General features: G+C 56.3%; 11 protein-coding genes. 8 read left to right on the plus strand and 3 right to left on the minus strand.

All coding sequences use genetic code 11. The features are described 5' to 3' along the window. Positions 1-3: 3 nt before the first annotated feature. Genes recF through dnaA form a run of 3 tightly spaced genes read right to left on the minus strand, consistent with a single transcriptional unit; the run spans position 4 to position 3,787 of the window. Positions 4-1,107 carry a DNA replication/repair protein RecF gene (recF, locus tag E4P01_RS02655; protein ID WP_032878606.1) on the minus strand — a complete coding sequence of 368 codons (1,104 nt, stop codon included), beginning with the start codon at positions 1,105-1,107 and terminating at the stop codon, positions 4-6. 20 nt (positions 1,108-1,127) lie between these two features. After that, the gene (dnaN, locus tag E4P01_RS02660; protein ID WP_005783345.1) at positions 1,128-2,231 is read right to left on the minus strand and encodes a DNA polymerase III subunit beta; all 1,104 of its coding nucleotides are present in this window, start codon (positions 2,229-2,231) and stop codon (positions 1,128-1,130) included. A gap of 38 nt (positions 2,232-2,269) precedes the next feature. Further along, positions 2,270-3,787, minus strand: coding sequence for a chromosomal replication initiator protein DnaA (gene dnaA / locus E4P01_RS02665; protein WP_032878608.1), 1,518 nt, complete (start codon positions 3,785-3,787; stop codon positions 2,270-2,272). A gap of 575 nt (positions 3,788-4,362) precedes the next feature. Between dnaA and rpmH the strand changes: the two genes are divergently transcribed. The 8 genes from rpmH (at position 4,363) to E4P01_RS02705 (ending at position 12,192) form a co-directional block, all read left to right on the plus strand. Then, entirely contained in the window at positions 4,363-4,497 is a 135-nt protein-coding gene (gene rpmH, locus E4P01_RS02670) for a 50S ribosomal protein L34 (protein WP_003213577.1), read from the plus strand. Positions 4,498-4,513: 16 nt separating this feature from the next. Continuing rightward, entirely contained in the window at positions 4,514-4,918 is a 405-nt protein-coding gene (gene rnpA / locus E4P01_RS02675) for a ribonuclease P protein component (RefSeq protein ID WP_003177079.1), read from the plus strand. After that, the gene (gene yidD / locus E4P01_RS02680) at positions 4,911-5,156 is read left to right on the plus strand and encodes a membrane protein insertion efficiency factor YidD (RefSeq protein WP_019816912.1); all 246 of its coding nucleotides are present in this window, start codon (positions 4,911-4,913) and stop codon (positions 5,154-5,156) included. The genes rnpA and yidD overlap by 8 nt, the downstream gene beginning before the upstream one ends. A 2-nt stretch (positions 5,157-5,158) precedes the next feature. Next, on the plus strand, positions 5,159-6,841 hold the full coding sequence (gene yidC / locus E4P01_RS02685) for a membrane protein insertase YidC (protein ID WP_005792609.1): 1,683 nt from the start codon (positions 5,159-5,161) through the stop codon (positions 6,839-6,841). A 79-nt stretch (positions 6,842-6,920) separates the two neighbouring features. After that, complete coding sequence (gene mnmE, locus E4P01_RS02690; RefSeq protein ID WP_032878611.1) at positions 6,921-8,291, plus strand: tRNA uridine-5-carboxymethylaminomethyl(34) synthesis GTPase MnmE; 1,371 nt, start codon at positions 6,921-6,923, stop codon at positions 8,289-8,291. Positions 8,292-8,842: 551 nt separating this feature from the next. Then, a complete protein-coding gene (mnmG, locus tag E4P01_RS02695; RefSeq protein WP_005792607.1) occupies positions 8,843-10,735 on the plus strand; it encodes a tRNA uridine-5-carboxymethylaminomethyl(34) synthesis enzyme MnmG in 1,893 nt (630 codons plus the stop codon). Then, complete coding sequence (gene rsmG / locus E4P01_RS02700) at positions 10,732-11,376, plus strand: 16S rRNA (guanine(527)-N(7))-methyltransferase RsmG (protein WP_032878612.1); 645 nt, start codon at positions 10,732-10,734, stop codon at positions 11,374-11,376. The genes mnmG and rsmG overlap by 4 nt, the downstream gene beginning before the upstream one ends. Before the next feature lie 18 nt (positions 11,377-11,394). Continuing rightward, the gene (locus E4P01_RS02705; protein WP_005792605.1) at positions 11,395-12,192 is read left to right on the plus strand and encodes a ParA family protein; all 798 of its coding nucleotides are present in this window, start codon (positions 11,395-11,397) and stop codon (positions 12,190-12,192) included. Positions 12,193-12,199 lie beyond the last annotated feature (7 nt).

Consider the following 12,199-nt stretch of genomic DNA (forward strand, 5'->3'; position numbering starts at 1 on the left):
CCTTCACTCCCGATGGTCGTGGGTCTGGGTGATACGGCCTTGTTCCACGTGGAACAAAGCGACTGGCGTTTCCGTCTGCCAGCCTTCCCTCAATAATTCGTGGTCTACACAGGTAATGAATACCTGGCAGCGTAAGTCTTCCAACAAGCGGCATAGCGAACGGCGGTGCTGCTCGTCGAGCTCCGACGGCAAGTCATCCACCAGATAAATACACTGACCGCGCCTTGCCTGGCTAACCAAGTGCCCTTGCGCAATACGCAGCGCACACACCACCAACTTCTGCTGGCCGCGGGACAAAATATCCGCAGCATTATGTGCACCTAATCTAAGGCGCAAATCAGCGCGTTGGGGGCCGGCCTGGGTGTGTCCGATTTGCTGATCCCGCTGCAGGGACGTCGCAAGCACAGCACTGAGCTCACGGTCTTTATCCCAACCTCGGTAGTAACTCAGCGTCAGCCCCTCGAGGTCCAACAACTCGCTCAAGGTCTGCTCAAAGACTGGTTTCAAGGCTTTGATATAGGCACGACGGTACTCATCTATTTCGTCGCTGGCCAGGCATAGCTCTCGGTCCCAGGCTGCTTGCGAAGCGGCGTCAAGTGTACCATGCCGCAGCCATGAGTTCCGCTGCCGCAGGGCCTTCTGCAGGCGCTGCCAAGTGGCCATGAAGCGGGGTTCCACGTGGAACACACCCCAGTCCAGAAATTGGCGGCGGATTTTCGGTGCACCTTCCAACAGACGGAAGCTGTCGGGGTTGATCAACTGCAACGGCAGAATTTCTGCCAGTTGTGCGGCACTGCGCGCATTTTGCCCGTCGATACGAATCTGAAACTCCCCGCCGCGATCGCGGGATATCCCCAGTGCACTCTGACCACCTTCCGCCAACTCGACTTGGCCAAACACTGTACACGCCAACTGTTCGTACTGAATCACCGGCAACAGGCGGGCACTGCGGAAGGAACGGGCCAGCCCCAACAAGTGGATAGCTTCCAGCACACTGGTTTTGCCACTGCCGTTGGCGCCATGGAGGATATTGATGCGGGGGGAAGGGGAGAAGGTCACCGGGTGCAGATTACGCACCGCGGTGACAGAGACGCGACTAAGGGACATCTAGCTTCTGCTGAGCATGATTACAGGCGCATCGGCATGACAACGTAAGCCGAGTCGTCGTTATCGGATTCTTGCACCAGGGCGCTGCTGTTGGAGTCCGACAGGATCAGGCGAACCTGTTCGGTAGTCATGACGCCCAGCACGTCCAACAGGTAGCTCACGTTAAAGCCGATTTCCAGAGAGCCGCCGTTGTAGTCGACGCCCACTTCTTCTTCTGCCTCTTCCTGTTCCGGGTTGTTGGCCTGGATTTTCAATTGGCCGTTGGCCAATTGCAGGCGAATACCACGGTACTTTTCGTTCGACAGAATCGCAGTACGGCTGAACGCTTCACGCAAGGCCTGGCGATCGCCAATCACCAGCTTGTCGCCACCTTTAGGCAACACACGCTCGTAATCCGGGAACTTGCCGTCAACCAATTTGGAGGTGAAGGTGAACTCACCAGTGGTCGCGCGGATATGGTGCTGACCCAACACGATGCTGACATTGCCGTCCGGCTCGGTGAGCAAACGCGCCAACTCAAGGATACCTTTGCGCGGAACGATCACTTGGTGACGATCAGGCTGGCCGATATCGGCACGCATCGAGCACATCGCCAGACGGTGACCGTCAGTGGCAACCGCACGAATGATGCCTTCGGATACTTCCAGCAACATGCCGTTAAGGTAGTAGCGCACGTCCTGCTGGGCCATGGCGAAGCTGGTGCGCTCGATCAAGCGACGCAGCTTGCTTTGCTCCAGGCTGCACGTCAGCGAGCCTGGCCCTTCTTCCACGGTTGGGAAGTCATTGGCCGGCAAGGTCGACAGAGTGAACCGGCTACGGCCAGCCTTGACCACCAATTTTTGCTCATCGACCTTGATGTCAATCAGCGCATCGTTGGGCAGGCTTTTGCAGATGTCCATCAGCTTGCGCGCCGGCACAGTGATTTCGCCGGGTTCGGCGGGCTCTTCAAGCTGCACACGACCAACCAGCTCGACTTCCAGGTCGGTACCGGTCAAGGACAACTGCTGGCCTTCGACCACCAGTAATACGTTGGAGAGCACCGGCAAGGTCTGTCGGCGCTCGACGACGCCTGCGACCAGTTGCAGGGGTTTCAACAGGGCTTCGCGTTGAATGGTGAAATGCATGGTCTAGTCCCTTGCCTTAATAAGCTGCGCTGGTGTCATCACGTAGTCAGTGTACGCAGCAGGTTCTTGTAGTCCTCGCGAATATCCGCGTCGGATTCCTTAAGTTCGTTGATTTTGCGGCAGGCGTGCAAGACCGTGGTGTGGTCGCGACCGCCAAACACATCGCCGATTTCCGGCAGGCTGTGGTTGGTCAGCTCCTTGGAGAGAGCCATAGCCACCTGACGCGGGCGTGCAACCGAGCGCGAACGGCGCTTGGACAGCAGGTCGGAAATCTTGATCTTGTAGTACTCGGCCACGGTGCGCTGGATGTTATCCACACTCACCAACTTGTCCTGCAGGGCCAACAAGTCTTTCAGGGATTCGCGAATCAACTCGATGGTGATATCACGGCCCATGAAGTGCGAGTGAGCGATGACCCGCTTGAGCGCGCCCTCCAGCTCACGCACGTTGGAGCGAATGCGTTGGGCAATAAAGAAGGCAGCGTCGTGAGGCAGATCAACCTTTGCCTGATCGGCCTTCTTCATCAGGATCGCAACCCGGGTTTCCAGCTCCGGCGGTTCCACCGCAACGGTCAGGCCCCAGCCGAAACGCGACTTCAGGCGCTCTTCCAAGCCTTCAATTTCTTTCGGGTAACGGTCACTGGTCAAGATGACCTGCTGGCCACCTTCGAGCAGGGCGTTGAAGGTGTGGAAAAACTCTTCCTGGGAACGTTCCTTGCGAGCGAAGAACTGAATGTCATCGATCAGCAAAGCATCAACGGAGCGGTAGAAACGCTTGAACTCGTTGATCGCATTGAGCTGCAGGGCCTTGACCATGTCAGCCACGAAGCGCTCCGAATGCAGGTACACGACCTTGGCGTTCGGGTTCTTCTTTAATAGGTGGTTACCTACGGCGTGCATCAAGTGCGTCTTACCCAAGCCAACGCCACCATAAAGGAAGAGCGGGTTGTAACCGTGCTTGGGGTTATCGGCGACTTGCCAGGCAGCTGCACGGGCCAGCTGGTTGGACTTGCCCTCGACGAAGTTCTCGAAGGTGAAGGTGCGGTTCAGATAACTGGTGTGCTTGAGCCCACCCTCAACCTGCACAGTGCGCTGTTCGGCACGAACGGGAGCCTGCTGGGAGCTGGCGCCTGCCATCGGATCGAAGCTGTCGCGAGACGGTTCTTCATGCTCTGGCGCATTTTTTTGCGCAGAGGATTTGGACGACGTTGCAGCAGGTGCAGTAGAAGCAGCAACCGGTGCCGCTGCCGCCTGGGCTTGCGATGCCGCTGCAGCCAAAGGCGCGTTCGGCGCAGCACGGGGTGCTGAGCTACGTTTGCTGCCTATTAATAAGGAGAGCACGGGCGCGAGGCCATTGCCATGTTCATCGAGCAATTCGAGAACGCGGCTCAGGTACTTCTCATTGACCCAGTCGAGAACAAAACGATTGGGTGCGTAGACACGCAACTCGTCGCCTTCGGCTTCGACCTGTAGCGGACGGATCCAGGTGTTGAATTGCTGGGCAGGCAGCTCATCGCGCAAAAGCTCCACGCACTGCTGCCAAAGTTCCACTGACACGGATATCCCCTAAGTTGAAAGCCGGTGAGGCAAAAACAGCCGCCATTGTAGCGACCAGCCGCCCACTTATCCACATGTAGGTTGCTCACAGGGCACCCAAAATCAATGTGTTAACCGCAGAAAAGGCGACCAATGGTCTGTGCATAAGCTCTGTGGATAAGCCACCCTGAGCTCGTTGCACAAGTGGGGGCAAAAGTCTGTGGGTAACCGGCCTGTGGATAACAACCCATTCCACGCACAGCTTATCCGATAGCGCAGCACAGGCAGAGCACTGCTTCTCCCCCGTGTTGTCATTCTCTGTACAGCACGCAGAATAAGGGCTAAAGGCAGTTATCCACAGATGATCGCCTGGCTAGCTTTTATAAGCTTTACAGAAAAGCTTTAAATAACTTCCTTCTTTATTTTTATATCTATGGCATGGCGGATGAAAGCAGAACGGCTCGGAAGGCGGCAAAGATCTAATTGAAGGAAAAGCTGGTTGGAAATTGACCTAGAGGCTTGCTTTCTCTAGAATCGCCGGTCTCTTAAAACGGGGGCCATTCCGGCCCGTTGTGGACGAACCAGGTAACAACGCCATGAAACGTACTTTCCAACCAAGCACCATCAAACGCGCCCGTACTCACGGCTTCCGTGCTCGCATGGCTACCAAGAACGGCCGTGCTGTCCTGTCGCGTCGCCGCGCCAAAGGTCGTGCGCGTCTGGCAGTTTGATAATCCGGTACTGGTGGTGAGTCAGGACTTCAGTCGGGAAAAGCGTCTGCTTACCCCCCGGCATTTCAAGGCAGTCTTTGACTCCCCCACCGGCAAGGTTCCGGGGAAAAATCTCCTGCTCCTTGCGCGTAACAACGATCTTGATCACCCCCGTCTCGGGCTGGTGATTGGCAAGAAGAGCGTCAAGCTCTCCGTTGAGCGCAATCGCCTCAAGCGTCTGATGCGCGAATCGTTTCGCCTCCACCAGGACACTCTGGTTGGTTGGGATATTGTTATCGTCGCGCGCAAAGGCTTGGGTGATGTAGAAAACCCCGAATTGATTCAGCATTTCGGCAAGCTCTGGAAACGTTTGGCTCGTACCCACAAGCCAGCACCAGCAGTCAGCACCGAAACTGTAGGGGTAGACAGCCTTGATGCGTAAACTGGCAATCGTTCCGATCCAGTTTTATCGCTATGCCATTAGTCCTCTGATGGCCAGCCACTGTCGTTTCTACCCCAGTTGTTCCTGCTACGCGTTAGAGGCCATAGAAAATCATGGTCTTCTGCGCGGTGGCTGGCTGACCTTTCGTCGTTTAGGTCGCTGTCATCCGTGGAATCCCGGTGGTTATGACCCGGTTCCACCTATCCCTACCTCCCGTTCTTCTTCGATGGCCGAGTAATCATGGATATTAAACGCACAATCCTGATCGTCGCCCTGGCAATCGTGTCCTATGTCATGGTCCTTAAATGGAACCAGGACTACGGCCAGGCTGCCCTGCCGACTCAGAATGTTGCTACCAATCAGGCTGCGCCGGCTATTCCGGACACCCCGCTGGGTAACAATGCGTCCGCGAGTGCCGATGTTCCCAGCGCGAATGGCGAGACAAGTGCCCCGTTAGAAACGCCAGTGGTCACCAACAAAGACCTCATCCACGTGAAAACGGATGTGCTCGACCTGGCTATCGACCCACAAGGTGGTGATATTGCACAGCTGAAGCTGCCGCTTTATCCACGTCGCCAGGATCATCCGGATGTTCCGTTCCAGCTGTTCGATAACGGCGGTGAACGTACTTATCTGGCGCAAAGCGGCCTGACCGGCACCAATGGTCCGGATGCACGTGCTACCGGTCGTCCGGTTTATTCGACCGAGCAAAAGACTTATCAACTGGCAGACGGCCAGAACCAGTTGAACGTCGACCTGAAATTCAGCCTCGACGGCGTCAACTACATCAAGCGTTTCAGCTTTACCCGTGGTTTGTACGATCTGAAGGTCACTTACCTGATCGACAACACCAGCGACAAAGCCTGGAGCGGCAACCTGTTTGCCCAGCTCAAGCGTGACGCCAGTTCCGATCCGTCTTCCAGCACCGCCACCGGCACCGCGACTTACCTGGGCGCCGCCCTGTGGACAAGTAACGAGCCGTACAAAAAAGTGTCGATGAAAGATATCGACAAGGGCACGCTGAAAGAAACCGTCCAGGGTGGCTGGGTAGCGTGGCTGCAGCACTACTTCGTGACCGCCTGGATTCCGAACAAGGGTGACGCGAACCTGGTTCAAACCCGCAAGGACAGCCAGGGCAACTACATCATTGGGTTCACTGGCCCGGCGTTGACCGTCGCTCCAGGTGCCAAGGCTGAAACCAGCGCTACCCTGTACGCCGGTCCTAAAAGCCAGGCCGTATTGAAAGAGTTGTCCCCAGGTCTGGAACTGACTGTGGATTACGGCTTCCTGTGGTTCATTGCCCAGCCGATCTTCTGGCTGTTGCAACATATCCACAGCATCGTCGGCAACTGGGGCTGGTCGATCATCTTCCTGACCATGCTGATCAAGGGGATCTTCTTCCCACTGTCGGCAGCCAGCTACAAGTCGATGGCGCGTATGCGTGCCGTTGCCCCGAAACTGGCGGCACTGAAAGAACAACATGGCGATGACCGGCAGAAAATGTCGCAGGCCATGATGGAGCTGTACAAGAAAGAGAAGATCAACCCGCTGGGTGGATGCTTGCCTATTCTGGTACAGATGCCGGTGTTCCTGTCGCTGTACTGGGTACTGCTGGAAAGCGTGGAAATGCGCCAAGCGCCGTTCATGCTGTGGATAACTGACCTGTCGATCAAGGACCCGTTCTTTATCCTGCCGATCATCATGGGCGCGACCATGTTTATCCAGCAGCGTCTGAACCCAACCCCGCCGGATCCGATGCAGGCCAAGGTAATGAAAATGATGCCAATCATCTTCACCTTCTTCTTCCTGTGGTTCCCTGCTGGCTTGGTACTGTACTGGGTGGTCAACAACGTGTTGTCGATCTCTCAACAGTGGTACATCACACGTAAGATCGAAGCGGCTACCAAAAAAGCCGAGGCGTAATTTACTCTGTGGATAACCACTCAAGACGCCCCCTAGTGGGGCGTTTTGCTTTCCGTCACTTTTGTTCTGGAACCTGCTGATGAGCGCTCCTCGTGAAACCATCGCTGCTGTCGCCACCGCTCAGGGCCGAGGCGGAGTCGGTATCGTTCGAATTTCCGGCCCCTTGGCGGGCGTTGCGGCCATGGCAATCAGTGGCCGAGAGCTGAAACCCCGTTATGCTCATTACGGCCAGTTTCTGGATGCTGACCAAAGCGTATTGGACGAGGGCTTGGCGATCTATTTTCCGGGACCCAACTCTTTCACCGGTGAAGATGTCCTGGAATTACAGGGGCACGGTGGTCCTGTGGTCCTGGATATGCTCCTGCAGCGTTGCTTGCAACTGGGTTGCCGCTTGGCACGGCCTGGGGAATTCAGCGAACGGGCATTTCTGAACGACAAGCTCGATTTGGCCCAAGCCGAAGCGATTGCGGATTTGATCGAAGCCAGTTCTGCACAGGCTGCACGTAACGCTTTGCGCTCATTGCAGGGGGCTTTTTCCCTGCGTGTGCATAACCTGACCGAACAACTGATCAGTCTGCGTATCTACGTTGAAGCGGCGATCGATTTTCCCGAAGAAGAAATCGACTTCCTCGCGGATGGCCATGTGCTGGCAATGTTGGATAAGGTCCGTGAGGAATTATCCACAGTGCTGCGTGAAGCCGGGCAGGGAGCCTTGCTGCGCGATGGTATGACGGTGGTGATTGCCGGGCGGCCCAATGCCGGTAAATCCAGCCTGCTCAACGCCCTGGCAGGGCGCGAGGCGGCGATCGTCACCGAGATTGCCGGCACTACCCGGGATATCTTGCGCGAACATATCCACATCGACGGCATGCCGCTTCACGTCGTCGACACCGCCGGGCTGCGCGACACCGACGACCAGGTGGAAAAAATTGGTGTGGAACGCGCGCTCAAGGCTATCGGGGAAGCCGATCGTGTGTTGTTGGTCGTCGATGCCACGGCACCGGAAGCTGTGGATCCTTTTGCGCTGTGGCCAGAATTCCTCGAGCAACGACCTGACCCGGCCAAAGTCACCTTGATTCGTAACAAGGCCGACCTGACGGGTGAAGCGATTGCCCTGCAAACCAGTGAGGATGGCCATGTCACTATCAGCCTGAGCGCCAAAGCGGCAGGTGACGGCCTGGAATTGCTGCGTGAGCATCTCAAGGCCTGCATGGGCTATGAACAGACCTCGGAAAGCAGCTTCAGTGCACGTCGCAGGCATCTTGAGGCACTGCGCCATGCCAGTGCCGCCTTGGAGCACGGCCGGGCGCAGCTGACCTTGGCGGGTGCTGGGGAGCTGCTGGCTGAAGATTTACGTCAAGCACAGCAACTGCTGGGAGAAATTACCGGCGCGTTCAGCTCGGACGATTTGCTGGGCAGGATCTTCTCCAGCTTCTGCATCGGTAAATAGACCTTCGTTGTCCACAGACAGGCCATTCGCGCCTGTCTGTTCAGCCCGTTTCAGGGCAACCCAATCCATTTTTTGACTGACTCGCCGAGCAATCGGTGTTTTTCCGTGCGCGCTATTCGCCTCGGCTGGTACTTTTCTGTGGATTAAACCCTGTGAGTAACCGCGCCTGTGCCCAGTTGATAACAGGGCTTGAAACCTGAGTAAAAACCCGTCTGTGGATAACCATCACTTTAATCCACAGGCTTAAAGCACTTATCCAAGGGCCTCATTGGTACATGACCACAGACTTTTGAATCGCTGTACACATTGAATATAAAGGGCTGTAGAGATCTATCCACAGAAACGTTGCTCAGTAGAAATAAACATAAAAACAAAGATTTAATAAATTTCTCTCTTTTAATTTCTATTGTCTGTGATTCATCCACAGCTGGTTAAATTTTGTGCAAAGGGTTCTTTAGGAAGGGCGAAGTCCCTATACTTGCCGCCATAGCTCCAAAACTCTTTCAACAGACAATTCCTGATTACCTACATAAGCAGGCACGAGGTGCGTGGTGGATTTCCCTTCCCGTTTTGAAGTGATCGTCATCGGCGGCGGTCATGCCGGTACCGAGGCAGCACTGGCGTCAGCACGCATGGGCGTAAAAACCCTGTTGCTTACGCACAACGTGGAAACCCTCGGTGCCATGAGTTGCAACCCCGCTATTGGCGGGATTGGCAAAAGCCATCTGGTCAAGGAAATCGATGCCCTTGGCGGTGTAATGGCGATGGCCACCGACAAAGGTGGTATTCAATTTCGCGTGCTAAACAGCCGTAAAGGCCCGGCCGTAAGGGCTACCCGAGCCCAGGCCGACCGCATCCTGTACAAGGCAGCGGTGCGCGAAACCCTGGAAAACCAGCCGAACCTGTGGATATTTCAGCAGGCTGCCGATGACCTGATCGTCGAGCAGGACCAGGTACGCGGTGTCGTCACGCAAATGGGTCTGCGTTTTCACGCAGATTCGGTAGTACTGACCACAGGGACGTTCCTCGGCGGACTTATCCACATCGGTATGCAAAATTATTCCGGTGGTCGCGCTGGTGATCCGCCGTCGATTGCCCTGGCAAAACGTCTGCGTGAACTGCCGCTGCGCGTCGGCCGCTTGAAAACCGGTACCCCGCCACGCATTGACGGGCGCTCTGTGGATTTCTCGGTGATGACCGAGCAAGCCGGCGATACGCCGATCCCGGTGATGTCGTTCATGGGTTCCAAAGAACAGCACCCCAAACAGGTCAGTTGCTGGATTACCCACACCAACGCCCGTACCCACGAAATCATTGCCGCGAACCTTGATCGTTCGCCGATGTATTCCGGGGTAATCGAAGGCATTGGCCCGCGGTATTGCCCGTCGATCGAAGACAAGATCCACCGCTTTGCCGACAAGGAAAGCCACCAGGTCTTTATCGAACCCGAAGGCTTGACCACTCACGAGCTGTACCCCAACGGGATTTCCACCTCGCTGCCGTTCGATGTGCAGATCCAGATCGTGCAATCGATTCGCGGTATGGAAAATGCGCACATCGTGCGTCCCGGCTACGCCATTGAGTACGACTACTTCGACCCGCGTGATCTGAAATACAGCCTGGAAACCAAGGTGATCGGGGGGTTGTTCTTTGCTGGCCAAATCAACGGGACCACCGGTTACGAAGAAGCCGGCGCCCAAGGTTTGCTGGCCGGAACCAACGCGGCATTGCGTGCACAAGGCAAAGACAGCTGGTGCCCGCGTCGTGATGAAGCGTACATCGGCGTATTGGTCGATGACCTGATCACCCTGGGCACCCAGGAACCGTACCGCATGTTCACTTCCCGCGCGGAATACCGTCTGATCCTGCGCGAAGACAACGCCGATCTACGCCTGACTGAAAAAGGTCGCGAGTTGGGCCTGGTCGATGACGCGCGCTGGGCTGCCTTCTGCAAAAAACGTGAAAGCATTGCGCTTGAAGAGCAACGCCTGAAAAGTACCTGGGTTCGCCCAGGCACCGAGCAGGGCGACGCGATCGCGGAAAAATTCGGCACGCCGTTGACCCATGAGTACAACTTGCTCAACCTGCTTTCTCGTCCGGAAATCGACTACGCTGGTCTGGTTGAAGTGACAGGCCAGGGCGCAGAAGACCCACAAGTCGCCGAACAGGTGGAGATCAAGACCAAGTATGCCGGTTACATTGATCGCCAGCAGGACGAAATCGCTCGCCTGCGCGCCAGTGAAGATACCAAGTTACCTGTGGATATCGACTACACCGGGATTTCCGGGCTGTCGAAAGAAATTCAAAGCAAGCTGGGGATAACTCGGCCTGAAACACTCGGGCAGGCTTCACGTATCCCTGGCGTGACCCCAGCAGCTATTTCGCTGTTGATGATTCATTTGAAAAAACGCGGCGCGGGCCGTCAGTTGGAGCAAAGCGCTTGAGTTCGTTGGTCACCTCGCAACACGCCGAAGAGTTATCCACAGGGGCGCGCCAGTTGGGCGTAGCGTTGACCGAAGTCCAGCATGAGTTACTGCTGGGCTACCTGGCCCTGTTGATCAAATGGAACAAGGCCTACAACCTGACCGCAGTGCGTGATCCAGACGAAATGGTCTCGCGCCATCTGCTCGATAGTCTCAGTGTGATGCCGTTCATCGAAAACGGTCGCTGGCTGGATGTCGGCAGCGGCGGCGGGATGCCTGGTATTCCGCTGGCCATCCTGTTTCCCGAGTCGCAAGTGACCTGCCTGGACAGCAACGGCAAGAAAACCCGCTTCCTGACCCAGGTCAAACTCGAACTCAAGCTGGACAACCTGCACGTTATCCACAGTCGCGTCGAAGCCTTTACGCCTGAACAGCCTTTCCACGGAATTGTTTCCCGGGCGTTCAGCAGCATGGAGAACTTCAGCAACTGGACTCGCCATCTAGGCGATCGCGACACGCGCTGGCTGGCAATGAAGGGCGTCCATCCAAGCGACGAGCTGTTAGCATTGCCGGCAGACTTCCACCTCGATAGCGAACACGCCTTGGCCGTCCCCGGTTGCCAAGGCCAACGCCATCTGCTGATACTGCGCCGCACGGCATGATTGGGAACACAAGCAAGAATGGCTAAGGTATTCGCGATTGCGAACCAGAAAGGTGGTGTGGGTAAAACCACCACCTGTATCAACCTCGCAGCATCCCTGGTCGCCACCAAGCGTCGGGTGCTGTTGATCGATCTCGATCCACAGGGCAACGCCACCATGGGTAGCGGTGTGGATAAACACGGCCTTGAAAACTCGGTCTACGATTTGCTGATTGGTGAATGTGACCTGGCCCAGGCCATGCACTATTCCGAGCACGGTGGTTACCAACTGCTGCCGGCCAACCGCGATTTGACCGCGGCGGAAGTGGTGTTGCTGGAAATGCAGATGAAAGAAAGCCGTCTGCGCAGCGCCTTGGCACCTATCCGCGAGAATTACGACTACATTTTGATCGACTGCCCGCCGTCGCTGTCGATGCTCACACTCAACGCGCTGGTTGCCGCCGATGGGGTGATTATCCCCATGCAGTGCGAGTACTTCGCCCTTGAGGGCTTGAGCGACCTTGTGGATAACATCAAGCGTATCGCTGAGTTGCTCAACCCGAACCTGAAAGTCGAAGGCCTGCTGCGGACAATGTATGACCCGCGCCTGAGCCTGATGAACGATGTCTCGGCGCAGCTCAAGGAACATTTTGGCGATCAGTTGTACGACACCGTGATTCCACGCAACATCCGCCTGGCCGAAGCACCAAGCTATGGCATGCCCGCGCTGGCGTACGATAAATCCTCGCGTGGTGCCATTGCCTACCTGGCGCTGGCTGGCGAGATGGTTCGTCGTCAACGCCGCAATTCACGCACCGCTGCAGCCCAGCCAACTTAAGGAATCC

The sequence above is a fragment of the Pseudomonas sp. NCIMB 10586 genome (genome assembly GCF_023127895.1).
Taxonomy (GTDB): Bacteria; Pseudomonadota; Gammaproteobacteria; order Pseudomonadales; family Pseudomonadaceae; genus Aquipseudomonas; species Aquipseudomonas synxantha_A.

Excerpts from the sequence above, each read along its gene's own strand:
- recF (WP_032878606.1), bottom strand. The coding sequence starts at position 1,107 with ATGTCCCTTAGTCGCGTCTCTGTCACCGCGGTGCGTAATCTGCACCCG.
- dnaN (WP_005783345.1), bottom strand. The coding sequence starts at position 2,231 with ATGCATTTCACCATTCAACGCGAAGCCCTGTTGAAACCCCTGCAACTG.
- rpmH (WP_003213577.1), top strand. The coding sequence starts at position 4,363 with ATGAAACGTACTTTCCAACCAAGCACCATCAAACGCGCCCGTACTCAC.
- yidD (WP_019816912.1), top strand. The coding sequence starts at position 4,911 with ATGCGTAAACTGGCAATCGTTCCGATCCAGTTTTATCGCTATGCCATT.
- yidC (WP_005792609.1), top strand. The coding sequence starts at position 5,159 with ATGGATATTAAACGCACAATCCTGATCGTCGCCCTGGCAATCGTGTCC.
- mnmE (WP_032878611.1), top strand. The coding sequence starts at position 6,921 with ATGAGCGCTCCTCGTGAAACCATCGCTGCTGTCGCCACCGCTCAGGGC.
- E4P01_RS02705 (WP_005792605.1), top strand. The coding sequence starts at position 11,395 with ATGGCTAAGGTATTCGCGATTGCGAACCAGAAAGGTGGTGTGGGTAAA.